24 protein-coding genes are annotated in these 26,841 nt (G+C 74.1%); 14 read left to right on the top strand and 10 right to left on the bottom strand.

The window, feature by feature from the left end; genetic code table 11:
• The first annotated feature begins 109 nt into the window (after nt 1–109).
• From IF129_RS20615 to IF129_RS20640, 6 genes are all read left to right on the top strand, one after another.
• The gene (locus IF129_RS20615; protein WP_191211254.1) at nt 110–1,282 is read left to right on the top strand and encodes an acetoin utilization protein AcuC; all 1,173 of its coding nucleotides are present in this window, start codon (nt 110–112) and stop codon (nt 1,280–1,282) included.
• 93 nt (nt 1,283–1,375) lie between these two features.
• Complete coding sequence (locus tag IF129_RS20620; protein ID WP_224755330.1) at nt 1,376–2,200, top strand: phosphatase; 825 nt, start codon at nt 1,376–1,378, stop codon at nt 2,198–2,200.
• 127 nt (nt 2,201–2,327) lie between these two features.
• On the top strand, nt 2,328–2,537 hold the full coding sequence (locus tag IF129_RS20625; protein WP_191211255.1) for a helix-turn-helix domain-containing protein: 210 nt from the start codon (nt 2,328–2,330) through the stop codon (nt 2,535–2,537).
• Nucleotides 2,538–2,656: 119 nt separating this feature from the next.
• Nucleotides 2,657–2,755 (top strand): 30S ribosomal protein bS22, encoded by a 99-nt coding sequence (locus IF129_RS20630; protein WP_003948845.1) that lies wholly within the window; start codon nt 2,657–2,659, stop codon nt 2,753–2,755.
• Between the two features lie 182 nt (nt 2,756–2,937).
• On the top strand, nt 2,938–3,969 hold the full coding sequence (locus IF129_RS20635; RefSeq protein ID WP_191211256.1) for an NAD-dependent epimerase/dehydratase family protein: 1,032 nt from the start codon (nt 2,938–2,940) through the stop codon (nt 3,967–3,969).
• Entirely contained in the window at nt 3,966–5,045 is a 1,080-nt protein-coding gene (locus IF129_RS20640; RefSeq protein ID WP_191211257.1) for a lysophospholipid acyltransferase family protein, read from the top strand. Before IF129_RS20635 ends, IF129_RS20640 begins: the two co-directional genes overlap by 4 nt.
• 111 nt (nt 5,046–5,156) lie before the next feature.
• Here the strand turns inward: IF129_RS20640 and IF129_RS20645 are convergent, their stop codons facing one another.
• The 3 genes from IF129_RS20645 to IF129_RS20655 all read right to left on the bottom strand — a co-directional run bounded on the left by IF129_RS20645 (nt 5,157) and on the right by IF129_RS20655 (nt 8,852).
• On the bottom strand, nt 5,157–6,437 hold the full coding sequence (locus IF129_RS20645) for a DUF5667 domain-containing protein (RefSeq protein WP_191211258.1): 1,281 nt from the start codon (nt 6,435–6,437) through the stop codon (nt 5,157–5,159).
• A gap of 306 nt (nt 6,438–6,743) precedes the next feature.
• Entirely contained in the window at nt 6,744–7,538 is a 795-nt protein-coding gene (locus IF129_RS20650) for an ECF subfamily RNA polymerase sigma factor, BldN family (protein WP_191211259.1), read from the bottom strand.
• A 414-nt stretch (nt 7,539–7,952) separates the two neighbouring features.
• A complete protein-coding gene (locus IF129_RS20655; RefSeq protein ID WP_191211260.1) occupies nt 7,953–8,852 on the bottom strand; it encodes an HAD family hydrolase in 900 nt (299 codons plus the stop codon).
• Between the two features lie 80 nt (nt 8,853–8,932).
• On the opposite strand from IF129_RS20655, the gene IF129_RS20660 reads away from it, so the two are divergent.
• The 6 genes from IF129_RS20660 (at nt 8,933) to hemB (ending at nt 15,495) form a co-directional block, all read left to right on the top strand.
• A complete protein-coding gene (locus tag IF129_RS20660) occupies nt 8,933–9,196 on the top strand; it encodes a glutaredoxin family protein (protein WP_224755331.1) in 264 nt (87 codons plus the stop codon).
• Nucleotides 9,197–9,530: 334 nt separating this feature from the next.
• Nucleotides 9,531–10,331, top strand: a complete 801-nt coding sequence (locus IF129_RS20665) for a redox-sensing transcriptional repressor Rex (RefSeq protein WP_191211262.1) — start codon at nt 9,531–9,533, stop codon at nt 10,329–10,331.
• Nucleotides 10,328–11,653, top strand: coding sequence for a glutamyl-tRNA reductase (locus IF129_RS20670; protein ID WP_191211263.1), 1,326 nt, complete (start codon nt 10,328–10,330; stop codon nt 11,651–11,653). The genes IF129_RS20665 and IF129_RS20670 overlap by 4 nt, the downstream gene beginning before the upstream one ends.
• Nucleotides 11,643–12,635 carry a hydroxymethylbilane synthase gene (gene hemC, locus IF129_RS20675; RefSeq protein ID WP_191211264.1) on the top strand — a complete coding sequence of 331 codons (993 nt, stop codon included), beginning with the start codon at nt 11,643–11,645 and terminating at the stop codon, nt 12,633–12,635. Before IF129_RS20670 ends, hemC begins: the two co-directional genes overlap by 11 nt.
• Before the next feature lie 149 nt (nt 12,636–12,784).
• Entirely contained in the window at nt 12,785–14,437 is a 1,653-nt protein-coding gene (locus IF129_RS20680) for a bifunctional uroporphyrinogen-III C-methyltransferase/uroporphyrinogen-III synthase (protein ID WP_318153874.1), read from the top strand.
• Complete coding sequence (hemB, locus tag IF129_RS20685; protein WP_191211265.1) at nt 14,434–15,495, top strand: porphobilinogen synthase; 1,062 nt, start codon at nt 14,434–14,436, stop codon at nt 15,493–15,495. Before IF129_RS20680 ends, hemB begins: the two co-directional genes overlap by 4 nt.
• Nucleotides 15,496–15,550: 55 nt before the next feature.
• On the opposite strand, the gene IF129_RS20690 is transcribed toward hemB, so the two are convergent.
• Both IF129_RS20690 and IF129_RS20695 read right to left on the bottom strand, forming a co-directional pair.
• Nucleotides 15,551–16,918, bottom strand: a complete 1,368-nt coding sequence (locus IF129_RS20690) for a CoA transferase (protein ID WP_191211266.1) — start codon at nt 16,916–16,918, stop codon at nt 15,551–15,553.
• 67 nt (nt 16,919–16,985) lie between these two features.
• Nucleotides 16,986–17,603 (bottom strand): carboxylesterase family protein, encoded by a 618-nt coding sequence (locus tag IF129_RS20695; protein WP_191211267.1) that lies wholly within the window; start codon nt 17,601–17,603, stop codon nt 16,986–16,988.
• A gap of 204 nt (nt 17,604–17,807) precedes the next feature.
• On the opposite strand from IF129_RS20695, the gene lysS reads away from it, so the two are divergent.
• A complete protein-coding gene (lysS, locus tag IF129_RS20700) occupies nt 17,808–19,541 on the top strand; it encodes a lysine--tRNA ligase (RefSeq protein WP_191211268.1) in 1,734 nt (577 codons plus the stop codon).
• A 38-nt stretch (nt 19,542–19,579) separates the two neighbouring features.
• Here the strand turns inward: lysS and IF129_RS20705 are convergent, their stop codons facing one another.
• The 3 genes from IF129_RS20705 to IF129_RS20715 all read right to left on the bottom strand — a co-directional run bounded on the left by IF129_RS20705 (nt 19,580) and on the right by IF129_RS20715 (nt 22,526).
• Nucleotides 19,580–20,782 (bottom strand): DUF2637 domain-containing protein, encoded by a 1,203-nt coding sequence (locus tag IF129_RS20705; protein WP_191211269.1) that lies wholly within the window; start codon nt 20,780–20,782, stop codon nt 19,580–19,582.
• Between the two features lie 96 nt (nt 20,783–20,878).
• Nucleotides 20,879–21,571: a DUF3558 domain-containing protein gene (locus tag IF129_RS20710; RefSeq protein WP_191211270.1), complete on the bottom strand. Its 693-nt coding sequence runs from the start codon at nt 21,569–21,571 to the stop codon at nt 20,879–20,881.
• A gap of 25 nt (nt 21,572–21,596) precedes the next feature.
• Nucleotides 21,597–22,526: a hypothetical protein gene (locus tag IF129_RS20715; RefSeq protein WP_191211271.1), complete on the bottom strand. Its 930-nt coding sequence runs from the start codon at nt 22,524–22,526 to the stop codon at nt 21,597–21,599.
• 181 nt (nt 22,527–22,707) lie between these two features.
• Between IF129_RS20715 and IF129_RS20720 the strand changes: the two genes are divergently transcribed.
• The gene (locus IF129_RS20720; RefSeq protein WP_191211272.1) at nt 22,708–23,901 is read left to right on the top strand and encodes an RtcB family protein; all 1,194 of its coding nucleotides are present in this window, start codon (nt 22,708–22,710) and stop codon (nt 23,899–23,901) included.
• A 53-nt stretch (nt 23,902–23,954) separates the two neighbouring features.
• Here IF129_RS20720 and IF129_RS20725 read toward each other — a convergent pair whose 3' ends face one another.
• Both IF129_RS20725 and IF129_RS20730 read right to left on the bottom strand, forming a co-directional pair.
• The gene (locus IF129_RS20725; protein WP_191211273.1) at nt 23,955–24,713 is read right to left on the bottom strand and encodes an SDR family NAD(P)-dependent oxidoreductase; all 759 of its coding nucleotides are present in this window, start codon (nt 24,711–24,713) and stop codon (nt 23,955–23,957) included.
• Nucleotides 24,714–24,831: 118 nt separating this feature from the next.
• Nucleotides 24,832–26,820 (bottom strand): ABC transporter permease, encoded by a 1,989-nt coding sequence (locus IF129_RS20730; protein WP_191211274.1) that lies wholly within the window; start codon nt 26,818–26,820, stop codon nt 24,832–24,834.
• Nucleotides 26,821–26,841: the final 21 nt, after the last annotated feature.

A 26,841-nucleotide genomic window follows, 5' to 3' on the forward strand; every position in this document is an offset into this window, starting at 1 on the left:
TGTGTGGGGAAGCCCCGTTGGACCTGGTCCAACGGGGCTTTTCCGCGTTACGCGTGTGGCCTCGCCCACAGTGCTGTTTCGTTGTAGGTGCTGTCGATACGGTGGCCGTATGAGTGGCGGAGCACGTGTGATGTGGGACGAGGCGGTGACGGCCTACGACTTCGGCCCCGGACACCCGATGGACCCGGTCAGGCTGGCCCTGACGATGCGGCTCGTCGAGGCGTTCGGACTGGACCGCAGGACGGAGGTGGTGGCCGGCAAGCCGGCGGGGACGTCCTCGCTGGGGCTGGTCCACCGTGCCGACTACATCGACGCCGTGCGGCGGGTGTCGGAGAACCCGGCCGGGGCCGACGGCTCGTACGGGCTCGGCACGGAGGACGATCCGGCCTTCCCTGCGATGCACGAGGCCTCGGCCCTCATCGCGGGCCAGTCGATCGCCGGTGCCGACGCCGTGTGGCGGGGGGAGGCGCTGCACGCCGTCAACTTCGCGGGGGGCCTGCACCACGCGATGCCCGGCTCCGCCGCCGGCTTCTGCGTCTACAACGACGCCGCGCTCGCCATCGCCCGGCTCCTGGAGTCGGGGGCGGAGCGGGTGGCGTACGTGGATGTCGACGTCCACCACGGTGACGGTGTGCAGGCGGCGTTCTGGAACGACCCCCGGGTGCTGACCATCTCGCTTCACGAGCATCCCCGTCTTCTCTTCCCCGGCACCGGCTGGCCGGAGGAGACGGGCGGCGCGGACGCGGAAGGGTCCGCGGTGAACGTGGCGTTGCCGCCCGGGACCGCGGACGGCGGCTGGCTCCGGGCCCTCCACGCCGTGGTGCCGGAGCTGCTGGCGGCCTTCCGCCCGACGGTCCTGGTGACGCAGCACGGTGCCGACACGCACATCGAGGACCCGCTCGCGCACCTGGCCGTCACGGTGGACGCCCAGCGTGCCGCGGCCGTGGCCCTGCACGCGTGGGCGCACGCCTACGCGGACGGCCGCTGGCTGGCGTTGGGCGGCGGGGGGTACGCCGTCGTCGACGTCGTCCCCAGGACGTGGACGCACCTGGTGGCCGTCGCCGCCGGGGCGCCGATCGAGCCCGCCGCGCCCGTGCCGGAGGAGTGGCGCCGGACGGTGTACGCCGCGACGCGACAGGCGGCCCCGCGTCGGATGACGGACGGGCGTGAACCCGTGTGGCGGGACTGGGAGACGTCCGGGTACGACCCCGCCGACGCGCTGGACCAGGCGGTGCGGGCGACACGTCATGCGGTGTTCCCCGCCCACGGCCTGCTGCCGTAGGACCCCGCACCCCGACCGCACCGCACCTCCCGCCAGCACTCCGACGGGTGACGCGCGGCCGTTCCGGTCCGGGCCGTCCCGCCGGACGGCACGATGCTGCCTGTGGTGGGTCAGGACGCCCTGCGGGCGCATCTCGTCGCGGCCGGGTTGGCCGGAACCGTTTCCACGACGCGGGAGCAGAGTCTCGTGCGCTACCGACTGTTCGCGGCCGGGGATCCCCGGGCGTTGCTGGGCCTGGAACCGGAGGGCGTGTGGGACCTGCGGCGGCTGCTGACCCTGATGGGGTCGCGCTGCGGCAACTCGCCGGATCCGCGTGTGGTGACCGGCCGGGAGACGATCGATCCCGCGCTGACCCTCTCCGCGCTGGACGTCTTCGCGGACCGGCTCGCCCGCGCGGCGTCCCTGCGGTCGCCGGTGCTGCTCGGTACCGGGCACCCGGGGGCGTTGCTCGGCTTCTACGGGGCGTTGGCGGCGGCCCTGGAGGGGGCGGGCTGCCGGGTCCTGACGCCGGCCGAGGGGCGATGTATCGATTTGGCGACTCGTTTCGGCGTACGGGCGTGCACGTTGTCCTACGTACGAGGAGTGGCACTCGTCAGAGAGGGCGCGACTCTGTGCGCCCCCGATGCGCCGGGCGCACACACGCACTCCCCGCTGCCACTGCGTCTCGCGCTCGACGCGCTGGCCGCCGCCGGCGAGCCGTTGCCCGGACTGGTGATCGGAGATCACGGGTGGGCCTGCGGCGCAGGTCAGCTCGGTGTGGAGGCGATCGGGCCGGCGGACGTGAACGATCCGGCCCCGTTCGTCGGAGAGGCCGAGGGACGGGTCGCGGTCGCCGTCCCGGTCGATGACGCTGCGCGGCCCGGCAGCTACCGGGCGCTCACGCGCTATGTACTCAATCGCGCCTGTCTGTCACAGTAGGAGGCCGATCGCTACTCCTCTTCCCCACTTGCATCACCCGCCCCTAATCTGGGGAGGAGCGCGCATGCGAGCAGGTGCATCGGAGGGGAAGCCGGTGCCCGACATGTGCGAAAGGTTCAGGTGTGACATGGCTGCTGGTGAGAAGCCTCTCAGCGAGGTCAACTTTCTGACCGTGGCGGAAGTGGCCGCGGTGATGCGCGTGTCCAAGATGACCGTGTACCGCTTGGTGCACAGCGGTCATCTGCCGGCCATCCGGGTGGGCCGTTCGTTCCGCGTCCCGGAGAACGCCGTTCACGAATACCTCCAACAGTCGTATGTGGGGGTGGAAAGCGCCTGAGACAGAAGTACGGAGACCCTCGGATCACGACCACCACTCGGTGCCGGGTAGGCTGGGGCACCGTAGGTCGTGTGGGCTCGGACGCCCCGCACCGAGTGATCAAGTGAGCGAGGGTAGTCGTGGGCTCTGTTATCAAGAAGCGGCGCAAGCGGATGGCGAAGAAGAAGCACCGCAAGCTGCTCAAGCGCACGCGTGTGCAGCGCCGCAACAAGAAGTGAGCGAGCGCCGAGCACGCAGGTCCTAGTACCGGACCCCTCCGTGGCCCCCTTTCGCGATGGCGAGTGGGGGCTGCGGCGTTTTCGCGTCCGGTTCGCGTCCGGCGACGTGTGCGGGTCACGACGCGGAAACCCTCACCCGATACGGTGGCCTCGGCTGTTGCACCCGGCTGCGAGGAGGGCACGTGGGCAGGGTCGTTCTCGTCACGGGAGCCGCCCGGCGGATCGGCGGCCGGTTCGTCCGCCGCCTCCAGCGCGAGTCCGACGTCGATTCCGTCCTCGCCGTGGACGTCGTCCCGCCCGACGAGCCCCTCGGCGACGCCGAGTTCGTCCAGGCCGACATCCGCCACCCGTCGATCGGCAAGCTCGTCGTCGGGCGCGCGGTGGACACCGTGGTGCACCTCGACGTCGGGGGCGGCCCGTCGGCGGGGCGGCGCAGCCGGGCCGCCGTCAAGGAGACCAACGTCATCGGCACGATGCAGCTGCTCGGTGCCTGCCGGCAGGCACCCGCGATGCGGCGCCTCGTGGTGCGGTCCAGCACCCACGTCTACGGTGGGGCGCCGCGCGACGCGGCCGTGTGCGAGGAGACGACGGTGTCGGGCACGCTGCCCGGTGGCGGATTCGCCAAGGACACCGTGGAGGTCGAGGGCTACGTACGGGGGTTCGCCCGGCGGCGCCCCGACATCTCCGTCACCGTCCTGCGGTTCGCCGACATCCTCGGGTCGGCGCTCGATGAGGGGCTCGCCGGGTACTTCGCCCTTCCGGTGCTGCCGACCGTCCTCGGCTACGACCCGCGTCTGCAGTTCGTGCACGAGGACGACGCCCTGGACGTACTGGCGCTGGCGGCGGGGGAGCCGCGCCGCGGCACGCTGCCCGACGGGACGTTCAACATCGCGGGCGACGGCGTGCTGCTCCTCTCCCAGTGCGCCCGACGGCTCGGACGCCCGACCCTCCCGCTCGTGCTGCCCGCGCTGAGCTGGGCGGGTACCGCCCTGCGCACGGTCGGCGCCACCGACTTCTCACCGGAGTACGTCCGGCTCCTCACCTACGGGCGCGTGGTGCGCACCTCGTTGATGCGCGACATGCTGGGGTTCGAGCCCCGGTACACCACCGCCGAGGCCCTCGCCGGCTTCGCCCGGCGCCACGGGCCGGGTCTGCTGCCGCCGCGCGCCGTCGCCCGTGCCGTCGACCGAGTCCAGGAGGCGGTCCGCCCGTGACTGACGCCAAGGTCATCCCGTTCGACGACGACCGCGCGCGGCGGCGCGGGCGCGGTGTCGGTCGTCCGGCCTCCGGCTCGGCGGCTCCGGCCACCGAGCCGGCCCCGGACCGTCGTGAGCCCGGCCCGGAGGTCGTCGCGCCGCGCGGTGCGCCGGGTCCGGATGGGGACGCGGACCGGGACGCGGGCATCGGCGGGCGGGGGTCGGAGCCCGGCGTGCTGGACCGGCTCCTCGGCGACGGATGGGACCGCCGGGCCGCCCACGGGCTGTCGTTCCTGCGGCGGCGGCTCACCGGCGACTACCCCGTGGACGACTTCGGCTACGACGCCGACCTCACCGAGCAGGTGCTGATGTCCCTGCTGCGCCCGGTGTACGAGAAGTACTTCCGGGTCGACGTCCGGGGCGTGGAGCATCTGCCCGAGGCAGGCGCGGCCCTGGTCGTCGCGAACCATTCCGGCACCCTTCCGTGGGACGGGCTGATGCTTCAGGTCGCGGTGCACGACCACCACCCCGCCGACCGGCACCTGCGGCTCCTCGCCGCCGACCTCGTCTTCGCGCTGCCGGTCGTGGGGGAGTTGGCCCGCAAGGCCGGCCACACCCTGGCCTGTGCCCAGGACGCGCAGCAACTCCTGTCCCGGGGTGAGCTGGTGGGCGTCATGCCGGAGGGCTTCAAGGGCATCGGCAAGCCCTTCGCCGACCGGTACAAGCTTCAGCGCTTCGGGCGGGGCGGCTTCGTGTCGACGGCCCTGCGGGCGGGCGCGCCGATCGTCCCGTGCTCCATCGTGGGAGCCGAGGAGATCTACCCGATGGTGGGCAACGCCAAGACCCTCGCCCGGCTCCTGGGCGTGCCCTACTTCCCGCTCACGCCGACGTTCCCGTGGCTGGGGCCGCTGGGCGCGGTGCCGCTGCCGACGAAGTGGACGATCCAGTTCGGTGAGCCGATTCCCACGGACGGGTACGCGCCCGAGGCGGCGGACGACCCGATGCTGATGTTCAACCTCACGGACCAGGTGCGCGAGACGATTCAGCGCACGCTCTACCACCTGCTGGTGCAGCGCCGCTCGGTGTTCTTCTGACGCGGGGCGTTCCCCCGACGCGAGCGTGCCGCGTACCGCGCGGAGCCGGGTGCGTCACGACGGCGTGCGCACCCGGCGCGGTACCCCGTGGGGCACCCGGTCGGGAGTGGCTCAGCCCTGGTCCTCGACGTCGAGGCCGAGGCCGGGCAGGCCGCCGGGGAGGAGCGGCGGAATGGTGATCTCCGGGTCCGACAGCGGCGGTTGGTCCGTGCCGGGGAGGCTCGGGCCGTCCGAGGGGAGCGGGTCGAGCAGGCCGGGCTCACCGATGAGGCCCTCGTCGGGCGATGCGCTGCCGCCGTCGGAGGCCGAGGGGCTGGGTCGTCGCTGGCCGGAGTCGGGCGACCGCCCGTCCTCCTCACCGGGGCTGCCGGGGGCACCGGAGCGCGGCGCCGTCGGAGCCACGGTGTCCTGCTCCGTTCCGGTGGCCTCGTCGGGACCGGTGGTCGTGTCCCGGTTCTTCGCGTCCGGCTCGGTCGGCAGCAGGTCGGCGAGCGGGTCCACGTCCTCGCTTATGGCGTCGAAGACGGAGGTGACCTCCTCGCCGACCTCGTGGAGCGGGGCGGGCAGCCGGTCCCGCAACTGGACCCAGGCGCCGCGGTGGGACTCGGTGAACGCCGACAGCGAGCGCATCGGGTTGAGGTTGCCGTCCCGCTCGTAGAGGCCGCTGAGCAGCCGGTGGCCCTCGGCGGCGTTGACCCGCATCGCGGTGAGGGCGTTGCGGACCTCGCCGAGCGACTCGTGGTCGAGGGGGCCGCTGCGCTCGCGCTCCATGAGGCGCCGGGCCTCGTTCAGCCGCGTGGAGGCCTGGTCGAGATGGACGAGCCCGCGCTCGGAGTCGTCGCCCGCCATGTCCAGCTTGAGGTCCTCCATGCCCCGCTTGAGCCCGTAGAGGGTGTCGCCGGGCAGGGCGTCCGTGCTGGCGGCGGCGACACCGCCGAAGGCGCCGGCGGCGACACCGACGGTCAGCCCGCCGGCGGCCAGGCCCTTGCTGAGCCGCGTCCGGGGGCGGAGCCGGCTCAGCGGCTGCGCCCGGTGGGCGCCCCTGCCGGAGCGGGAGCGCTGTTCGGGCACATGGGCGCCGCCCGGCGCGAACTGGTTCTCCATCGCGGCGATGAGCTGGGCCCGCTGGACCGCCTTCACCTCCGGGTCCAGCTCGGGAGCGGGCAGTGAGCCGAGCCCTTCCGCGAGCGACAGCATGAGCCGCTGCTCGGCCTCCTCCGCGGGCTCGCCCCGGCCGGACGCGCGGTGGGCGTCGGGTGGGGCGGCCCCCGCGTGCGGGGCCTCGGCGTGCGGGGCCTCGGCCGCGGCATCCTCCGCCGCCGACCCGGCCCGCTCGTCGAGGGCCTGGGCGAAGGCGGCGGCCCGCCGGTTCGTGGACACGGAGCCGATCACGGGCGGCACCTCCTAACGTCAGCACGTGTGACTCCCGGGACCGTACGCCAGGTTGCACAGCCCTTACCGATACACCCGAACGAGTGAAGCCGGGCGGCCGGAGCGGGGCTGCGGGGAGTCCGCACACCCCCCAACGAGCGGCAGCGCGCCCGGGTTACGGAGGAACGATGATGTGACGGAAAAGATGACGTTCGGCTCATGAGGGGTCGCTCGGAGTGAGATGCCAGGGGGCTCGGAAGGGGTTCGGGGCCGCCACGCGCGGACGGCGCGGCCGCGAGCCGTGCGGGGGCGGCGCGCGACCGGCGGTCAGCGGACGTCGTCGGGCAGCAGCCGGGCGAGCGTGCGCACGGCCCGGTACTGGAGGGTCTTGATCGCGCCCTCGTTCTTGCTCATGATCCGGGCCGTCTCGGCCACCGACAGCCCGTGCAGGAACCGCAACGTGACGCACTCCTGCTGCTGCGGGTTGAGGCGGCGGACGGCGTCGAGCAGCGCGTCGTTGGACAGCCGCTCCAGGACGGAGTCCTCCGGGCTGCGCTCGACCTCGTTGGCGTCGAGCATCTCCCCGGTGGTGACCTCCAGCCGGAACCGGCTGGACTTGAAGTGGTCGGCCACCAGGTTGCGGGCGATGGTGACCAGCCAGGCGCCGAAGTCGCGGCCCTGCCAGGTGAACGTGCCGATGCGGCGCAGGGCGCGCAGGAACGTCTCGCTGGTCAGGTCCTCGGCCGTGGCACGTCCCCCGACGCGGTAGTAGATGTAGCGGTAGACGGTGTCCGCGTACTGGTCGTAGAGCATGCCGAAGGCGTCGGCCTCGCCGTCCTGGGCCCTCTCGACCAGGTCCATCATGCGGCGGCTGTCGCTGTCCGCCGCCGGGCGGCGGGCCGTGGACGTGCCGGCGGCCCCGGTGCGGCTGCGTCTGCCGAGTGCGGTGGCGGGCGCGGTACCGGTGGCCCGGTCGGCCAGCGCGTAGGCGGGGTGGGCGGGGGCGGCCCCCGCCAGGGCGGGGACGGCGTAGGCGGTGGGGACGAGTGAGCGCAGCCGGTCGGCGACCGTATCGCGCAGCCTGGCCAGGCCCGAGGCGTCAACCCCGACGTGTGGGTACACGGGACTCCCAGAGGCAGAGCTTCCATCACGTGCAGTGCGGGACCGACCGTCCGATGGTGGGACGTTTGGCACCGGATTGCGTCTGAGGAGAATAACCCTTAGTGCTGGCGGCACTACGCCTAGTTGTCGAAATCGCCGATTCGGTTCGTTTCGTTGCGGAACGGCGATCGATCATGATTCGAACGCGTGACGGTGATTGACCGTTCACGCATCAAGTGGGGTCGATTCACGGCCGAGTTGGGCTGGCGGGGGTCTCGGTGGACTACCCTGCCCCGGCCCGGGGAATGATGGCCGGATGGGCCGTCCGGAGCCGGGTGCGCACCACCCGTACGGTCGTGGTCGGCCGCCCGCCGCGGTGGGCGCCGGCTGCCGGTCCGTGGCTGGTCGGGAACGGTGTCCGGGCCGGGGAACCGGTTAACGGCGGCGGCGCTGGAGGGCGACGGCGGCTGCGGCGCCGCCCGCCACGGCCCCCACTCCGGCGGCCGCCGGCAGGCCCACGCGGGCCGCCTTCCGGCCGGTCCGGTAGTCGCGGAGCCGCCACCCGTTGTCGCGGGCGTGCTCGCGCAGCCGGCTGTCAGGATTGATCGCATACGGATAGCCGACGAGCGAGAGCATCGGAATGTCGTTGACCGAGTCGCTGTACGCGGCGCATCGTTCCAGGTCGAGGCCCTCTGCCGTGGCCAGGGCCCGTACGGCCTCGGCCTTGGCCGGTCCGTGCAGGGGCTCGCCCACCAGCCGCCCGGTGTAGACGCCGTCGACCGACTCGGCGACGGTGCCGAGCGCGCCGGTCAGGCCGAGCCGCTGCGCGATGATGGTGGCCGTCTCCACGGGGGCGGCCGTGACCAGCCACACCTTCTGGCCGGCGTCCAGGTGCGCCTGGGCCAGGGCGCGGGTGCCCGGCCAGATGCGGCCCGCCATGTACTCGTCGTAGATCTCCTCGCCGATGGCCATCAGCTCGGCGACCCGGTGCCCCTTCACGATGGACAGCGCGCTGGCCCGTACCTCGGCCATGTGCTCCGGGTTCTCCGAGCCGACGATCCGGAAGTACGTCTGCTGCCAGGCGAAGCGGGCCAGCTCCCGCGTCTCGAAGAACCGGCGCTTGTAGAGGCCGCGGCCGAAGTGGAAGAGCGCCGCGCCCTGCATGACGGTGTTGTCGAGGTCGAAGAAGGCGGCGGCCCGGACGTCCCCCGCGACGGGGAACTCCGGCTCGGTGCGTTCGGTCTTGCGCGCGGCCTCGGCCGAAGCCTCACCGGCGAGAACGCTCGCCTCGGTCGCCGCGCGCTTACGGGGGGTGAGCCATGCCAGTGCACCCATGGAGTGAGCATAGCCAGCGGAGCTGGGCGCTCCGGTTACGCCCCGGTGACCCGGTCGCGTCCGGCGGGACAATGGGGGCCATGGACACCCCACAGACCCCCTCCGCCCCCAGGACCGTGACCCTGATCGGCAAGCCGGGCTGCCACCTGTGCGACGACGCGCGGGTGGTCGTCACGGCGGTGTGCCGGGAGCTCGGCGCCGTGCTGGAGGAGAAGGACATCGAGCAGGACGCCGAGCTGCACCGCAGGTACTGGGAGCAGATCCCCGTGGTGCTGGTCGACGGCGCGCAGCACGACTTCTGGCGCGTCGACGCGGACCGGCTGCGCACCGCGCTGACCCGCTGAGGCGCCGGTCAGGGCCGGGGCCCGCGGGCGGCACCGCGGGCCCCGGCGTCGAAGGGTGTGCGTCGGGGCTGGGCGGGGCCGGTCGGCGGTGACAGGGTGGGACCGGAGCCCTCGTCCACCGCCCGGGGGGACGGCGAGTTGCAGGGAGGTGTCCGGGTTGGTGCGTGTGGCGCCGATCACTTCGGGCGGACAAATCGGACACCATCTTTGTGCACGCTTTCACAAAGGCATAGCCTGTCAGGGATGGAGCGGTACCGGCGCGCCCGGCACAGAGGACCGCTCACCTCCCCCAGCAGGCGCTGGGGGTACCCCAGGCGCAAACGGCAGGAGCACCGTGGCAACTGGCCGAAACCACCGACCGGCGACCCGGAGCCGAGGGATCCCCGAGGCCACCGTCGCCCGACTTCCGCTGTACCTGCGGGCACTGACGGCGCTGTCCGAGCGCTCGGTTCCCACGGTCTCCTCGGAGGAGCTGGCCGCCGCGGCCGGCGTCAACTCGGCCAAACTGCGCAAGGACTTCTCCTACCTCGGCTCCTACGGGACCCGGGGCGTCGGCTACGACGTCGAGTACCTCGTCTACCAGATCTCCCGCGAGCTGGGGCTGACACAGGACTGGCCCGTCGTCATCGTCGGTATCGGCAACCTCGGCGCCGCCCTCGCGAACTACGGCGGCTTCGCCTCCCGGGGCTTCCGCGTCGCCTCGCTCATCGACGCCGACCCGGCCATGTCCGGGAAGATCGTCGCGGGGATCGAGGTCCAGCACACCGACCTGCTGGAGCGGATCATCGCCGACAACGGCGTCTCCATCGGCGTCATCGCCACCCCGGCCGGGGCCGCGCAGCAGGTCTGCGACCGGCTGGTGGCCGCCGGGGTGACGTCCATCCTGAACTTCGCGCCCACCGTGCTGTCCGTGCCGGACGGGGTGGACGTGCGCAAGGTGGACCTCTCCATAGAGCTGCAGATCCTCGCCTTCCACGAGCAGCGCAAGGCCGGCGAGCTGGACACCGAGGCCGCGGACACCGCCGCCCCGGCCGCTCCGCCCGCCGTGTCCGTGACGCGCCGGGCGGCCGAGGACGCGGACGACGACACCGAGGCAGGGCCCGACGGGGACGTCCCCGCCGTGATGCCGGCATGAGTCTGCTCGTCGTCGGCCTGAGCCACCGCAGCGCACCCGTCAGCGTCCTGGAGCGGGCCGCCCTCGCCCCCGACGCCCGGGGGCCGCTGCTCGCGGACGTCGTGGGCGCCGAGCCCGCCACGGAGGCGGCGGTGCTGTCCACCTGCAACCGCATCGAGCTGTACGCGGACGTCGACAAGTTCCACGCCGGCGTCGCCGAGCTCTCCACGCTGCTCGCGCTGCACAGCGGCGTCGCGCTGGAGGAGCTGACGCCCTACCTGTACGTCCACTACGAGGACCGGGCCGTCCACCACCTCTTCTCGGTGGCCTGCGGGCTGGACTCCATGGTCGTCGGCGAGGGGCAGATCCTCGGCCAGATCAAGGACGCGCTGGCCGTCGCCCAGGAGCAGCACAGCGCGGGCAAGCTCCTGAACGACCTCTTCCAGCAGGCCCTGCGGGTCGGTAAGCGCGCGCACAGCGAGACGGGCATCGACAAGGCCGGGCAGTCGCTGGTGACCTTCGGCCTGGAGCAGCTCGCCGCCGCCGAGGCCGAGGCGCCGGACGTCGAGCGGTGGGCGAAGGACAAGCGGGCGCTCGTCATCGGCGCCGGGTCCATGTCCGCGCTGGCCGCCACGACGCTGTGGCGCGCCGGTGTCACCGAACTGGTGATCGCCAACAGGACGTTGGAGCGTGCCGACCGCCTCGCCGCCTCGCTGGGCGGCCGGGCGGCGACCATCACGGACGTCCCGCGGGAGCTGGCCGCCGCCGACGTGGTCGTCTCCTGCACCGGTGCGACCGGGCTCGTGCTGTCCGCCGCCGTCGTCGAGGCGGCCGTCGCCGGGCGCACGTCGCCCCTGGCCCTGCTCGACCTCGCCATGCCCCGGGACGTCGACGCCGTCGTGCACCGGGTGGCGGGCGCCCGGCTGGTGGACATCGAGTCGCTGGCCGAGGCCGCCGCCGACGCGCCGATGGCCGCCGACGTGGACGCCGTGCGCGGCATCGTCGGCGACGAGGTGGCCGCCTTCGGCGCCGCCCAGCGTGCCGCGACGATCACTCCGACCGTCATCGCCCTGCGCACCATGGCGTCCGACGTCGTGGCCGGGGAGATGGCCCGGCTCGAAGGCCGGCTGCCCGGCCTGGACGAGCGTGAACGCGCCGAGATCACGCAGACCGTGCGGCGCGTCGTCGACAAGCTGCTGCACGCGCCCACCGTGCGGGTCAAGCAGCTCGCCGGGGAGCCGGGCGGCGCCAGCTACGCCGACGCCCTGCGTGAACTCTTCGACCTGGACCCGCAGACGGTCGCCGCTGTCAGCAAGCCGAACAGGAGCGGCCATGAGAACTGAACGCCCACTGAAGCTGGGCACCCGCCGAAGCGCCCTCGCGATGGCGCAGTCGGGCCAGGTCGCCCGCGAGATCACCCGGCTCACCGGCCGGGACGTGGAGCTGGTGGAGATCACCACCTACGGGGACGTCTCGCGCGAGCAGTTGGCGCAGATCGGGGGCACCGGCGTGTTCGTGTCCGCGCTGCGCGACGCGCTGCTCGCGGGCGACATCGACCTCGCCGTCCACTCGCTCAAGGACCTCCCCACCGACCAGCCCGCCGAGCTGACGATCGCGGCGGTGCCGCCGCGCGTCGACCCGCGCGACGCCCTGATCGCCCGGAACGGCCTGACGTTCGAGCAGCTCACCGCGGCGGGCACCGACGCGGCGCCCGTCCGCATCGGGACGGGTTCGCCGCGCCGGATGTCGCAGCTGAACGCCTGGGCCCGTACCCTGGGCCACCGGATCGAGACGGTGCCCATCAGGGGCAACGTCGACACCCGGATCGGTTTCGTCCGTTCGGGGGAGCTCGACGCCGTCGTCCTGGCGGCGGCCGGCCTCACCCGCGTCGGCCGCCTCGACGAGGTGACCGAGCTGATCGACTCCGACGCCGTCCTGCCTGCGCCCGGGCAGGGGGCACTGGCCGTGGAGTGCGTCACCTCCGACGCACCCCTCGCCACCCGGCTCGCCGGACTCGACGACCCGTTCACGCGGGTCGCCGTGACCGCCGAGCGAACCCTCCTCGCCGCCCTGGAGGCCGGTTGCAGTGCGCCTGTGGGCGCGCTGGCCGACCCCCAGGCCGACGGGGAGGCTGTCACCGAAATGCGCCTGCGTGGCGTCGTCGGCACGATCGACGGCTCGACGCTGGTGCAGCTGTCCACCACCGGTCACGTACCGGCATCCGCCGTCGAGCAGACGGCCTGGGCCACGCGCCTGGGCCGCGAGCTGGCCGACGCGATGCTCGCCAAGGGTGCGGCCGGTCTGATGGGGGAGCGCGCACATTGAGCCCCACCACCGCCCAGAACGCGACCACGCCGAAGCCCCGGCCGTCCCGTGCCACCACGGACGCGGGCACGGCGAAAGCCGACGCGGCCACCGTGACGACGGCCCCCGCCGCCGTCGCGGGTACGGGCGCGCCGAGCGTCGCCCCGCCGGTGTCGTCCGCGCCGTCGCCCAACCGGCACCTCTACGGTGCCGACGGCCACGTGACGTTCCTCGGGGCCGGTCCCGGTGATCCGGGACTGCTCACCCTGCGCGCCGTCGAGGCCCTGGCGAACGCGGACGTCCTCGTCGCGGATCCACAGGTCCGCGACGTCGTGCGGCCGCACGCCCGGGCAGCCGTGGACACGCCCGTGCAGGCAGCGGCGGACGACTCGACCGAGACTTCCGCCACATCTGCCGGTGCAGCAGATCTTGTCATGGCGGCCGCGCGCTCGGGCAAGCGGGTGGTCCGTGCGGTCCTCGGCGACCCGGGCATGGACGCGGACGCCGCCGCCGAGATGCTGGGCTGCGCCGCCGCCGGCATCACCTTCGAGGTCGTGCCCGGCATCGCCACCGCCGTCGGCGTCCCCGCCTACGCGGGGGTCCCGCTGCGCAGCGAGCACGGCACGGACGTCCGCTTCGTCGACGCCCGGACCGCCGACGCCCGCTGCTGGACGGAGCTGGGCGCCTCCGACGCCACCGTCGTCATCTCCACGACGCTGGACGCGGTGACGGGCGCCGCCGCCGAGTTGGTCACCGCCGGGCGCAAGCCGGACACCCCGCTCACCGTCACCGTGGCCGGGACGACGACCCGGCAGCGCACCTGGACGGCGACGCTGGGCTCGCTCCAGCAGACTCTCAAGCAGGCCAAGGTGCTGCCGGCGGCCGACGGCGGCCAGTCGGTGATAGCCGTCGTCGGGGAGAGCAGCGCGCCCGCCCGGCGCGACCAGCTGGCCTGGTTCGAGTCCAAGCCGCTGTTCGGCTGGAACGTCCTGGTGCCGCGCACCAAGGAGCAGGCCGCGTCGCTGTCGGACCAGCTCCGCTCCTACGGAGCCGTCCCGGCGGAGGTGCCGACGATCGCCGTCGAGCCGCCGCGCACGCCGCAGCAGATGGAGCGGGCCGTCAAGGGCCTGGTCACCGGGCGGTACGAGTGGATCGCGTTCACCAGCGTCAACGCGGTGAAGGCGGTGCGGGAGAAGTTCGAGGAGTACGGTCTCGACGCGCGGGCCTTCGCGGGCATCAAGGTGGCCGCCGTGGGCGACCAGACCGCCGCCGCGCTGGTGGACTTCGGCGTCAAGCCGGATCTCGTCCCCTCGGGCGAGCAGTCCGCCGCCGGGCTGCTGGAGGACTGGCCGCCCTACGACCCCGTCTTCGACCCGATCGACCGCGTCTTCCTGCCGCGCGCCGACATCGCCACCGAGACGCTGGTGGCGGGGCTGATCGAACTGGGCTGGGAGGTCGACGACGTCACCGCCTACCGGACGGTGCGCGCCTCGCCGCCGCCCGCCGAGACGCGGGAGATGATCAAGGGCGGCGGTTTCGACGCCGTCCTGTTCACCTCCTCCAGCACCGTGCGGAACCTCGTGGGCATCGCGGGCAAGCCGCACAACGTGACCGTCATCGCCTGCATCGGCCCGGCCACCGCCAAGACGGCCGAGGAGCACGGGCTGCGCGTCGACGTGCTCGCCCCCGAGCCCTCGGTGCACCGGCTGGCCGAGGCGCTCGCGGAGTTCGGCGCCCGGCGCCGGGCGGCGGCCGTCGAGGCGGGCGAACCCGTCAAGCGGCCGAGTGAGAAGCGGCCGACGAGGAGGAGAGCGCGCTCGTGAGCAGCACCCACGGTGGAGACGGCGGCGTCGGCGCGGGGCACGGCGGTGCGTACGCCGGTCACGGCAGCCGCTACGGCGCCTTCCCGGCGGCGCGGCCCCGGCGGCTGCGCACGACGCCGGCGATGCGGCGCATGGTCGCCGAGCACCGGCCGCACCCCGCCGACCTGATCCTCCCGGCCTTCGTCCGGGAGGGCATCGGCGAGCCGGTACCGGTGTCCTCCATGCCCGGCGTCGTGCAGCACACCCGGGACACCCTGCGCAAGGCCGCCGTGGAGGCGGTCGAGGCGGGCGTCGGCGGGCTCATGCTGTTCGGCGTGCCCGAGCACAAGGACGCCGCCGGCTCCCAGGGCACCGACCCGGACGGCATCCTCCAGGTCGCGCTGCGGGACGTGCGCGGTGAGGTCGGCGACGACCTCGTGCTCATGTCCGACCTGTGCCTGGACGAGTACACCGACCACGGGCACTGCGGCGTCCTCGACGCGGCCGGGCGCGTGGACAACGACGCGACGCTGGAGCGGTACGCGGAGATGGCGCGCGTCCAGGCCGAGGCGGGGGCGCACGTCCTGGGGCCGAGCGGCATGATGGACGGCCAGATCGGCCACGTCCGGCAGGCGCTGGACGCGGCCGGGCACACGGACGTCGCGATGTTCGCCTACACCGCCAAGTACGCGTCCGCGTTCTACGGGCCGTTCCGGGAGGCCGTCGGCTCCTCGCTGAAGGGCGACCGCAAGACCTACCAGCAGGACCCGGCGAACGGGCGGGAGGCCATGCGCGAGCTGGCCCTCGACCTCGCCGAAGGCGCCGACATGGTCATGGTCAAGCCCGGCCTGCCCTACCTGGACGTCCTGCGGGACTTCACCCGCGAGGTCGACGTCCCGGTGGGCGTCTACCAGATCTCCGGCGAGTACGCGATGGTCGAGGCCGCGGCGGCGAAGGGCTGGATCGAGCGGGAACGGGCGATCCTGGAGACGCTCACCAGCTTCCGCCGCGCCGGTGCGTCGCTGGTCCTCACCTACTGGGCCACCGAGGCCGCACGCTGGCTCTCCGCCGGGCGTTGACGCCCGTGCGGGCGCCGCACTCCGACGTCCGCGCGGGCGGCCGGCGTGCGGTGCCTCACGCCGGCCAGGCGGGTGCGTCCCCTCCCCAGCGTGCGGGCGGGGACGCCCAGGTGCGCGGTGAGCCCGGGTAGGCGATCGGCGGCAGCGCGTGGACCAGGGTGCCGTGGGGGGACGCGGTCGTGGCCAGCCAGGGCTCGGGGGTGTACGGGGCCGCCGGGCCGCCGTCCGGGGGCGCGGACCGCAGACCGTGCAGCAGCCAGGAGGCGGTCCCCGCCAGGGACAGCCGCACGTGCCGCCCGCAGCCGTCCGTCCCGCGAGCGGTGAGCGCCCGCAGGACGGCCGCCGCGAGGAGGTACCCCGTCCCGTGGTCCAGCGCCTGGGCGGGCAGCACACCGGGCGTCCCGTCCGGGGCCGCCTCCACGGCGGCGATGCCGGAGGCCGCCTGGACGAGGCTGTCGAAGCCCCGCCGCCCCGACCACGGCCCCGTCCGGCTCCACGCGCTCAGCTGGGCCACCGTCAGCCCGGGGCGGCGCGCGAGGAGTGCCTCCGGGGCCAGGCCGTACCGGTCGAGGGAGCCGGGACGGTACCCGGTGACCACGACGTCGGCGGCGGCGAGCAGCTCCTCGAACCGGGCGCGGTCGCCCGCGTCGCGCAGGTCGAGCAGGGCGGAGCGTTTGCCCGGACCGGTGTCGAGGTGGGTGTCCGGGTCCTCCCGCAGCTCCGGCGGGTCGATCCGCAGCACGTCGGCGCCCAGCAGGGCCAGCGTGCGTGTCGCCACCGGGCCCGCGATGACGCGCGTCAGGTCCAGCACCCGCACGCCCCGCGCGGGGAGCGGCGCGGGCGGCAGCGGACGCGCCCCCCGGCCCCCGGCCCCCACCACGCGCTGCTCGAGAAGCGGCGTACCGGCCGCCCACGGCTCCGTCGCCACGGCGACGGCCAGGCCGCCCGCCGCGTATACGCGCTCCCGCACGGCGTGCGCGGGCCGGGCGGCCAGGGCGGCGGCCAGCCGCGGCGGTTCCGTGGACTCCGGCAGCCCCAGGGCGTCCAGCAGCCGGGCCCGGTGGTGCGGGTAGTTGGCGTGGGTGCGCACCCAGCCGTCGGCGGCGCGCCAGAAGCCGGACAGGGGCGCGAACGAGGTGGGGGCCCGGCCGTCGACGCGCAGGTGCCGCTCGCTGACGAACGCCGTCGCCACGGCGCCCTCGTGCACCCGGACCGCCGGCAGCGGTCCGCCGTTGCGGCACGCCAGCAGCTCCGCGGCGGCCAGCGAGCAGACCCCGACGGTGGCGCGGGCCAGCTCGCGCACCGGAAGCCGGGCCGGCAGCACGCCGGGCGCCGGCGTGTAGGTGACGCGCGCCGCCGCGTCGGGCGGTCCGCCCAGGGCCGCCCAGGCGTCCGCCGTGGCCGCGTCCCCGTCCGTCCCCATGCCGTCCTCCCGGCCTCGCGCGCCCGCGTCCGGCCCCGGTGGCCGGGAGGGGGCGCTCGGGGTGACGCTACCGGCCCCGGGCGGCGGCGGTGGCGCAGCCCGTCGCCGGGCGGGTACCCGCGAAGAGGTAGGCGGAGTCGGGGGAGGCCAGGTGGGCGCACAGCTGCGCGGACGGGCCGTGCAGGGTGATGGCGTCCGGGTCACCGCCGAACGGCACCGCGTTGCGGTGCAGCCAGTGCAGGGCGGCCTGCTGCGCGGCCAGCTCCCCGGCGGGCACGGTGACCAGGACGACATCCGGAGGGTCTGCCGGGGAGTCGTCCGGCGCGGTGGACGACCCGCCCAGCCGGACGTCCACGGGGAGACCGGCCCCCACGCTGACCCCGCGCGGCGTCGTCACCGTCAAGGCCCCACAGGCGTCGGCGCACGGCGTCCGGGCCGCGGTGGCGTCCCGCACCCCCTGCCACTCCTGCGCCGGGGAGGCGTAGGGCACGTCGTGGAAGACCCTGGCGGAGGCGGTGATCTCGCCGCGCAGTCCGCCCTGGTCCGTGCGGACCACGGACGGGTCGGGGTCCCCTCCCGACGCACGCCCGGCCGTGGCCAGGAGCCCGGCCGCCAGTGCGGCCGAGATCGCCCCGAAGGCCATGCGCTGTGCGACACCCGCACCCGTCATCGTCATGGTGCCCATGACGATGACGCTAGGAGGTCGAACCCCGCTGGAGCAGCCGTCCACCACCCGGGTCCGGAGTGGGGTTGGCCCCACCCCGGACCGGGGGCCCGCGCGCCCCCGGGGCGTCGCCGTGCGGGGTCGGGAGGAGCGCCGCCCGTCTGGGACAATGAGCGCACCCACCCACGCGGGATACACCCACCGACCGACCAGGGAAGTAAGGACGTGCCGACCGTGGCTCAGAGCACCGAGACCGACTGGGTCTCCCGATTCGCGGACGAGGTCATCGCCGACGCGGAGCGCCACGCGCCCGGCAAACCCATCGTCTGCGCCTCGGGGCTCAGCCCCTCCGGGCCGATCCACCTGGGCAACCTCCGCGAGGTCATGACCCCGCACCTGGTCGCCGACGAGATCCGCCGCCGGGGACACGACTGCGTGCACCTCATCTCGTGGGACGACTACGACCGTTTCCGCAAGGTCCCGGCGGGCATCGACCCGTCCTGGTCCGAGCACATCGGCAAGCCGCTCACCTCCGTCCCGGCGCCGCCCGGCAGCACCCAGCCGAACTGGGCCGAGCACTACAAGGCGGCGATGGTCACCGCGCTGGCCGAGTTGGGGGTCGAGTTCCGCGGCGTCAGCCAGACCCAGCAGTACACCTCGGGCGTCTACCGCGAGCAGATCCTCCTCGCCATGCGGGAGCGCGGCACGATCGACGCCGTGCTCGACCGCTACCGCACGAAGGAGAAGCCGGGCGGCAAGAAGGCCGGCGGCAAGCAGCAGAAGCCCGTCGACGAGGCCGAGCTGGCCGCCGCCGAGGGCTCCGGCGCGGCCGGGGAGGACGACGGCAGCGGCACCGGCGGGGACTACTACCCGTACAAGCCGTACTGCGGCAACTGCGAGAAGGACTTCACCACGGTCGTCTCCTACGACGACGACACCACCGAGCTGACCTACACCTGCGCCTGCGGGCACAAGGAGACGGTGCTGCTGCGCGAGTACGACCGCGGCAAGCTCGTGTGGAAGGTCGACTGGCCGATGCGCTGGGCCTTCGAGGGCGTGACCTTCGAGCCCTCGGGCGTCGACCACTCCTCGCCCGGCTCGTCCTACGTCGTCGGCGGCCAGATCGTCCGCGAGGTGTTCGGCGGGCGTCAGCCCATCGGCCCGATGTACGCCTTCGTGGGCATCAGCGGCATGGCGAAGATGTCCAGCTCGCGCGGCGGCGTGCCCACGCCGTCCGACGCGCTGGAGATCATGGAGGCGCCCCTGCTGCGCTGGCTGTACGCGCGCCGCCGGCCGAACCAGTCCTTCAAGGTCGCCTTCGACCAGGAGATCCAGCGCACCTACGACGAGTGGGACGCGCTGGAGCGCAGGATCGCGGAGGGCACGGCCCAGCCCGCCGACGCCGCCGCCCACGCCCGCTCGGTGCGCACCGCCGCCGGTGAACTGCCCCGCACCCCGCGCCCGCTGCCGTACCGGACGCTGGCCTCGGTGGTCGACATCACCCAGGGCTCGGCCGACCAGACGCTGCGCATCCTCTCCGAGCTGGATCCGGAGCGTCCCGTCACCTCCCTGGACCAGACGCGCCCCCGGCTCGACCGCGCCGAGCGCTGGATCTCCACCCACGTCCCCGCCGACCAGCGCACCCGCGTGCGGTCGGAGCCGGACACCGAGCTCCTCGCCTCCCTCGACGACGGGCAGCGCGAGGCCCTGCGGCTGCTGCTCGACGGGCTGAAGACGCACTGGTCGCTGGACGGCCTGACGACGCTCGTCTACGGCGTGCCCAAGGTGCGGGCCGGGCTCGACCCGGAGGCGAAGCCGACGCCCGAACTGAAGCTGGCCCAGCGGTCGTTCTTCGCGCTGCTGTACCAACTGCTGGTGGGCCGGGACACCGGGCCGCGCCTGCCGACGCTGCTGCTCGCGGTGGGCGCCGACCGCGTCCGCACGCTCCTGTCGGCGTGACGGGCCGACCGCGTGACGGCCGGACGGGGTGATCGGCGTCAGCCGACGACGCCGATCTCCTCGTTGAGGCGCTCGCGGCACTCCCGCACGTAGGGGCGCAGATACGCCTCGCTCAGCAGGCCGCCGTCCCGGTTCGTCACGCCGAAGCGATCGTTGAGTGCCCGGGACAGATCACGGGCGGTCGGCCGGGCGCCCCGCGCGGCGAGGTCGCGGTACGCCTGGAAGTACACGTCCTCCACGGGGACGCCGTCCGGGACCCCGGTCGGTTCGTCGGCGGGCGCCTCGACCGGCTCCGGCGGCGCCGGGGGGCGTCGGATGGGCCGGCGCCCCTGCGTCCCGGCCACGTACTCCGGCGCGGGCTCCCGAACGGGCACGGGTGCGGGCTCGGGCTCCGGTGCGGCGGCCGCGGGCTGCTCGGCCACGCGCTCCGGGACGGGTGCGGTTTCGGCCGGTGCGGGCCGGGGGGCCGGTGAGCGGTCGGGCTCCGGTGCGGCGGGGGGCTCACGATGCTCGGGCCGCTGCTCGGCCGGGGGCCCGGTGAGCGACGCCTCGGCCGAGGGCGTCGGCGTCGCGGCGAGCGCCGCCACGGACCGGCTCAGCGGTATCCCGTAGCGGGCGAGCTTCAGCGGCATGAGGTCCTCCACCGGCGCCCGCCGCCGCCAGGCCCGGCCGTACCGGGCGCGCAGCCGCGTCCGGTACACCAGCCGCTCCTGCTCCAGGCGTATGACCTCGTCGTACGACCGCAGTTCCCACAGCTTCATCCGCCGCCACAGCCGGAAGGTCGAGGGGAAGGCGAGGAGCCAGCGCGAGACGCGCACGCCCTCCATGTGCCGGTCCGCGGTGATGTCGGCGATGCGGCCGATGGCGTGCCGGGCCGCCTCCACGGAGACGACGAACAGCACCGGGATCACCGCGTGCATGCCGACGCCCAGCGGGTCGGGCCAGGCGGCGGCGCCGTTGAAGGCGATGGTGGCGGCCGTCAGGAGCCAGGCCGTCTGGCGCAGCAGGGGGAAGCCGATGCGCAGCCACGTCAGCAGGAGGTCCAGCGCGAGGAGGACGACGATGCCCGCGTCGATGCCGATGGGGAAGAAGGGGGCGAAGGAGCCGAAGCCCTTGCGTTCGGCGAGGTCGCGCACGGCCGCGTACGACCCGGCGAAGCCGATCGCGGCGATCACCAGGGCCCCGACCAGGACGACCCCGATGAGGACGCGGTGGGTTCGGCTGAGCTGCGTCGCGGACACCCGCGTTCTCCTCCCGCTCGGACACCTGAGCGGCGCCCAGCCTGACACACGTTGTCAAGGTCATGTCCGGCGGGAGGGGAACGTGCGGTTCCGCGCCTACTTGACGGCCGCGACGACCTGCTCGGCGGCCTTCTCCGCGCCCTTGCGGATCTCGTCGGCCTTCGGGTTGTCGGCGTCCTCGAACCCGGTGCCGGAGTAGTCCACGACGACCACGACGTTCGCGGTGCGGGCCACGACGCGCTGGTTGCGGTAGTCGCCGCCGTCGTCGCCCTTCTCCTCGCTGTCGAAGCCGATGGTGGTGGCCTCGTCGCCGAGGTCCTTCAGGGCCTTCTCCTCGACCTTCTTGTTCGCCTTGTCGCCGGTGATCTTCTCGACCTCGGAGGCGGCGGAGCGCGCGGCGCGGTCGTCGCCCGAGCCGACGTCGAGCACCGAGTCGTAGCGGCGCAGCGAGACGAACAGCGAGCGGTAGTCGTACTCGTCCAGCCCGGACCACAGGCAGCTGGTGTAGCTGTCGGTGTCCTTGCTCTTGAGGTTCTTGCCCTTCTCGTTCTCCGCCTCGGGGACGATGTCCTCGATCGTCTTCCCCGGCACCGTCTTGCAGGCGTCCGGCAGTTCGGAGAACTTCACCGGCTCCGGCTTCGGCTCCGAGGACTTCTCCGCCTCGGCGGACGGCTTCTCGGCGGGGGCCTTGGCGTCGTCGTCGCCACCCCCCAGGCAGCCGGTGACGAGGAGGGCGGGCACGGCCACCAGGGCCAGTGCGCGGCGGACGGTCAGGTTGCTGTGGAACATGGTGGATTCGCTTCCCGGTCTCGGGTCAACTGTCGAGCCGCTCGGCGATCTGCTGCGCCAGGCGGCCGGCCTGCCGTTGCAGCTCCTCGCTGTCGGGCAGGCGGCGCTTGTCGGTGGACCACTGGTTGTACTGGACGGTGACGATCACGTTGCCCTTGCGGAAGACCAGCGTGATGTCGCGGTGGACGCCGGCGTCGGCGGTGACCAGCTCGTCGTCGAGGTAGGCCGCTTCGCCGACGCCCTCCAGGGGGCGCGGGGCCAGGGCGGGGTCGGGGGTCTCCGCGTCCGGCTCACCGTCCGGGCCGGGGCCCGCCGGCGGGGTGCCGCCGGGGGCCGACGCGGGGTCGGGCCCCTCCTCGTCCGCTCCGGACGGTTCGCGGGACGCCTCGTCCCCGGGCGCCTCGGACGCCGCGCCCGACGGCTCCTCCGAGGCGCCGTCGGAGGGTTCCTCCGAGCCGCCGTCGGACGCGGCGGGGTCGGACGGCTCGTCGGTGGGCGGGGCGGTGGCGGGGATGTCCGCCTCCGTCGCCCGCTGGTCGAACAGCTCGACGGCGCGGTCGCCGTCGCTGACCTCGGGGTCGTAGGAGACGACGCGCTCGAAGTCCAGGGTCAGATGATGACTGCCCAGGGAGGTCGCGCTCTTCCACGTGCAGCCGACGCGGCGGTCGGTGTCGAACGTGACGGCCGCCTCGCCCTCCAGCGTCGCGTCGTCGGCCCCCCGGCCCACGTCCTCCGGGAACAGGGCGGCGCGCAGGCTCTCCCGGCCGAGCGATCCGCAGGGCTCCGGCAGCGTGCGGTAACGGCCGGGTTCCACGGACGTCTCGGAGGCGCCGGTCGAGCCCGACTTGCCGTCCGTCGTGCCCCCGCTCTCCCCGGCGTCGGCCGTGCAGCCCGTCAGGGCCACGGCCAGCGCCACGAGGGCTGCGGAGCCGCCCCGGTACGTCCTGCGCCGCACGTCGGCCTCCCTGCGTTCGCCTCGCCGAACTCGAAAACGTGTTGCCGCCCCGACGGGGCGGCAGAACACAATGTCTACAGCAACCCACGCGCCGACGCCCGGAATACCGGGTTCTTTGCCGTGCTTTGTCCGGATTCTTCGGTGGGTTGAGAATCGTCACGTAGGGGGAGCTGAATCACCGATGTCGTACACCGAGGTGCAGGGTGCCCGGGTGCCGATCCGCATGTGGACGGACCCGGCTGGGGTCGAGGACGTCGCGATGCGGCAGCTGCACAACGCCGCGACCCTGCCGTGGGTCAAGGGGCTGGCCGTCATGCCGGACGTGCACTTCGGCAAGGGGGCGACGGTCGGGTCCGTCATCGCCATGGACGGTGCCGTGTGTCCGGCGGCCGTCGGGGTCGACATCGGCTGCGGGATGTCCGCCGTCCGCACGTCGCTGACCGCGAACGACCTGCCCGGCGATCTGTCGGGGCTGCGGTCGAAGATCGAGGCGGTCCTCCCGGTGGGGCGCGCGCTGCACCGCGAGGCCGTCGATCCGGTTCGGCTGCACGGCTTCCCCACCGCGGGGTGGGACTCCTTCTGGTCGCGCTTCGACGGGGTCGCCGAGTCCGTGCACTTCCGGCGCGAGCGGGCGGCCAAGCAGATGGGCACCCTGGGTGGCGGGAACCACTTTTGGGAATTCTGTATAGATATGTCCGATTCGGTCTGGGTCATGCTGCACTCCGGTTCGCGCAACATCGGCAAGGAACTGGCCGAGCACCACATCGGCGTGGCCCGGAACCTGCCGCACAACCAGGGGCTCGTCGACCGTGACCTGGCCGTGTTCGTCGCCGACACCCCGCAGATGGCCGCCTACCGCAACGACCTGTTCTGGGCGCAGGAGTACGCCCGGCACAACCGCGACGTGATGATGGCGCTCTCGCTCGACGTGCTCCGCAAGGAGTTCAAGAAGGCGAAGCCGACCTTCGCCCCGGTCATCTCCTGCCACCACAACTACGTGGCCGAGGAGCGCTACGACGGCGTGGACCTCCTCGTCACACGCAAGGGCGCGATTCGGGCGGGCAGCGGCGAGTACGGCATCATCCCCGGTTCGATGGGCACGGGTTCGTACATCGTGAAGGGGCTCGGCAACGCGGCCTCGTTCAACTCCGCCTCCCACGGCGCCGGGCGGCGGATGAGCCGGAACCAGGCGAAGAAGCGGTTCACGACGCGGGACCTGGAGCGGCAGACCCTCGGTGTCGAGTGCCGCAAGGACGCGGGTGTGGTGGACGAGATCCCGGCGGCCTACAAGCCGATCGAGCAGGTCATCGACCAGCAGCGGGATCTGGTGGAGGTGGTCGCCCAGCTCAGGCAGGTCATCTGCGTCAAGGGCTGACCCGGTGCGCGCCCGCCGCGCGAAGGCCCCGTCGGTGGGCGCGGGCCGCGCCGTCAGTTCTCGCGGTGCACCTTGCGGTTGGACGCCTGGGCGCGCGGCCGCACGACGAGCAGGTCCACGTTGACGTGCGGGGGCCGGGTGACGGCCCATCCGATGGTGTCGGCTACGTCCTCCGCGTTCAGCGGCTCGGGCACGCCCGCGTAGACGGCCGCCGCGCGGTCGGCGTCGCCCCGGAAGCGGGTCAGGGCGAACTCGTCGGTGCGGACCATGCCGGGTGCGATCTCGACGACGCGCACCGGTTCGCCGCACAGTTCGAGGCGCAGCGTCTCCGTCAGGGCGTGCGCGCCGTACTTGGCGGCCGCGTAGCCGCCCCCGCCCTCGTAGACCGCGAACCCGGCGGTGGAGGAGACGACGACCACCGTGCCGCCGTCCCGGGCGTCCCGCAGCGCGGGGAGCAGGGCCTGGGTCATGTGCAGCACGCCGAGGACGTTGACCTCGTACATGGTCCGCCAGTCGGCCGGGTCGCCCTCGGCCACGGTGTCGGTGCCGAGCGCGCCGCCCGCGTTGTTGACCAGCACGTCCACGCCGCCGAGGGAGGCGGCGAAGGCGTCCACGGCCGCCCGGTCGGTGACGTCCAGCGGGTGTGCCCCGGCCGCCAGCCCGGCGTCGGTCAGTTCCTTCGCGAGCGCCTCGATCCGCTCGGCGCGGCGGGCGGTCAGCACGACCCGGTACCCGGCCTCCGCCAGTCGGCGCGCGGTCGCCGCGCCGATCCCGCTGCTGGCTCCGGTGACGACGGCGGTTCGCCCACTCATGCGCGGTCCTCTCTCGTGCCGGTCTCCCCGACCGGTCGCGTCCCTCTCCCCGCAGGCTAACGCGCGTGCGCTCGCGGCCCTCCGGGGCGTCCGGGCGCCGGGGTGTCCGGGGCGGATGTCAGCGGGGGACGAGGGTCGTCTCGGTCGCCTTGACGCTCGTCCAGACCGCGCCGCCCTCGGCCAGCCCGAGTTCGGCCGCCGCCTCGGGGGTGATCTCCGCGACGAGGTCGGGCGCCGCGTCCGAGGCGATCAGGACGCGGAGCCGGCTGCCGAGCGCGGTGATCTCGCGGACGGTGCCGGGCCACACGTTGCGCGGGCTGCCGCCCGGCCGTTCGCGGTGCACGGACACCGCCTCGGGCGGGATGATCGCGAGCGCCTCGGTGCCGGGGGCGACGGGTTCGGCGACGACGAGGTGCCCGCCGTCGTCGAGGGCGAGGCCGTCCGGGGTGCCGGTGCCGGGCCAGGCGTTGCGGCCGAGCATCCGCGCGACCCACGGCGAACGCGGGTGGCGGCCGACCTCGGCGGGTGGCGCGTCCTGGAGGGCCCGCCCCCCGTCCAGCACCAGGACCCGGTCGGCCAGGGAGACGGCCTCGACGGGGTCGTGGGTGACGATCAGGCAGACCCCGCCGAAGGAGCGCAGGTGGGTGCGGAGCAGGTGCCGCACGTGGGCGCGGGTGGTCTGGTCGAGCGCGGCGAGGGGTTCGTCGAGCAGCAGGAGCCGGGGGCGGGCGGCGAGCGCGCGGGCCAGCGCGACGCGTCCGGCCTGCCCGCCGGAGAGCTGGGCGGGTCTGCGGTGGGCCAGGTGGCCGACGTCGAGCCGCTCCAGCCAGGCGCGGGCGGTGCGGCGCGCCTCGGCGCGGCCCGCTCCGTGCGCCCGCAGCCCGTAGGCGGTGTTGGCCAGGGCGGAGAGGTGGGGGAAGAGGGCGCCGTCCTGCGGCACCCAGGCGACGCCGCGCCGGTGCGGCGGCCGGTCGGTGACGTCGGTGCCGCCGAGGGTGAGCCGGGCGTGGGCGCGGGGGGTGAGGCCGAGGAGGGCGCGCAGCAGCGTCGTCTTGCCCGCGCCGTTGGGCCCGACGACGGCGAGGGTCGTGCCGGGTTCGGCGTCCAGGACGAGCCGGGTGAACCCGGTGACGTCGGCGTGCAGAGCCCACCGTTCGCGGGGCGGGGCGGGGGTCGGGGGAGTGGTGTCCGGGTGCTGCGGTCGCGGCGGCAGGGGTTCGGGTTCGGGGACGGCGGCCCGGCGCCGCGCGGGCGCGGTACCGGCGGCCGTCCACCGGCCGCGCAGGGCGACGAGCACGGTCATGGCGACGGCGAGGAGCAGCAGGGACACGGACGTCGCGGCCTGCGGCTCCTCCTGGAGCAGCAGGTACACCTCCAGCGGGAGGGTGCGGGTGACGCCGGGCAGGTTGCCCGCGAAGGTGATGGTGGCGCCGAACTCGCCGAGCGCGCGGGCCCACGTCAGGGCGGCTCCGGCGGCGAGGCCGGGGGCGACCATGGGCAGGGTCACGGTGGCGAACACGCGCAGCGGGGAGGCGCCCAGGGAGGCGGCCGTCTCCTCGTAGCGGGAGTGCAGCCCGGCGAACGCGCCTTCGAGGCTGATCACCAGGAACGGCATCGAGACGAACGTCGCCGCGACGACGGCCCCGGTGGTGTGGAAGGGCAGCGTGAGCCCGAAGGTGTCCTCCAGCCAGGGTCCGAGCAGGCCGCGCCGGCCGAGGCCGAGGAGCAGCGCCACCCCGGCCACCGTGGGGGGCAGCACCATCGGCAGCAGGACCAGGGAGCGGACGAACGCCTTGCCGGGGAAGGGGACGCGCGCCAGCACCCACGCCAGGGGCACCCCGAGCAGCAGGGAGAGGGCGAGGGCCCAGCCGGACACCAGCAGCGACAGCCGCACGGCCTCGGCGGTGCCGGGCCGGGTGAGGTGGTCGCCCAGTTCGGCCCACTCGGTGCGGGCGAGGATGCCGACCAGCGGCAGCAGCAGGAACGCCACGGCGACGAGCGCGGGCAGGGCCAGGGCGATCGGGGCCCGGGGGGTGCGACGCCGTCCCGGGCGGCGGCCGGGCGCGGTGGCCGCCGGGGCGGGGCGCGGGGGCGGGGAGCTGTTCACGGGCGCGGCCTTGCGGGTCGA

This window comes from Streptomyces chumphonensis (assembly GCF_014779715.1).
Classification (GTDB): Bacteria; Actinomycetota; Actinomycetes; order Streptomycetales; family Streptomycetaceae; genus Streptomyces; species Streptomyces chumphonensis.

Excerpts from the sequence above, each read along its gene's own strand:
- IF129_RS20620 (WP_224755330.1), top strand. The coding sequence starts at position 1,376 with ATGCTGCCTGTGGTGGGTCAGGACGCCCTGCGGGCGCATCTCGTCGCG.
- IF129_RS20710 (WP_191211270.1), bottom strand. The coding sequence starts at position 21,571 with ATGTTCCACAGCAACCTGACCGTCCGCCGCGCACTGGCCCTGGTGGCC.
- IF129_RS20690 (WP_191211266.1), bottom strand. The coding sequence starts at position 16,918 with ATGGGGACGGACGGGGACGCGGCCACGGCGGACGCCTGGGCGGCCCTG.
- IF129_RS20720 (WP_191211272.1), top strand. The coding sequence starts at position 22,708 with ATGTCGTACACCGAGGTGCAGGGTGCCCGGGTGCCGATCCGCATGTGG.
- IF129_RS20725 (WP_191211273.1), bottom strand. The coding sequence starts at position 24,713 with ATGAGTGGGCGAACCGCCGTCGTCACCGGAGCCAGCAGCGGGATCGGC.
- IF129_RS20660 (WP_224755331.1), top strand. The coding sequence starts at position 8,933 with ATGGACACCCCACAGACCCCCTCCGCCCCCAGGACCGTGACCCTGATC.
- IF129_RS20670 (WP_191211263.1), top strand. The coding sequence starts at position 10,328 with ATGAGTCTGCTCGTCGTCGGCCTGAGCCACCGCAGCGCACCCGTCAGC.
- IF129_RS20655 (WP_191211260.1), bottom strand. The coding sequence starts at position 8,852 with ATGGGTGCACTGGCATGGCTCACCCCCCGTAAGCGCGCGGCGACCGAG.
- IF129_RS20695 (WP_191211267.1), bottom strand. The coding sequence starts at position 17,603 with ATGGGCACCATGACGATGACGGGTGCGGGTGTCGCACAGCGCATGGCC.
- IF129_RS20625 (WP_191211255.1), top strand. The coding sequence starts at position 2,328 with ATGGCTGCTGGTGAGAAGCCTCTCAGCGAGGTCAACTTTCTGACCGTG.
- IF129_RS20615 (WP_191211254.1), top strand. The coding sequence starts at position 110 with ATGAGTGGCGGAGCACGTGTGATGTGGGACGAGGCGGTGACGGCCTAC.
- hemC (WP_191211264.1), top strand. The coding sequence starts at position 11,643 with ATGAGAACTGAACGCCCACTGAAGCTGGGCACCCGCCGAAGCGCCCTC.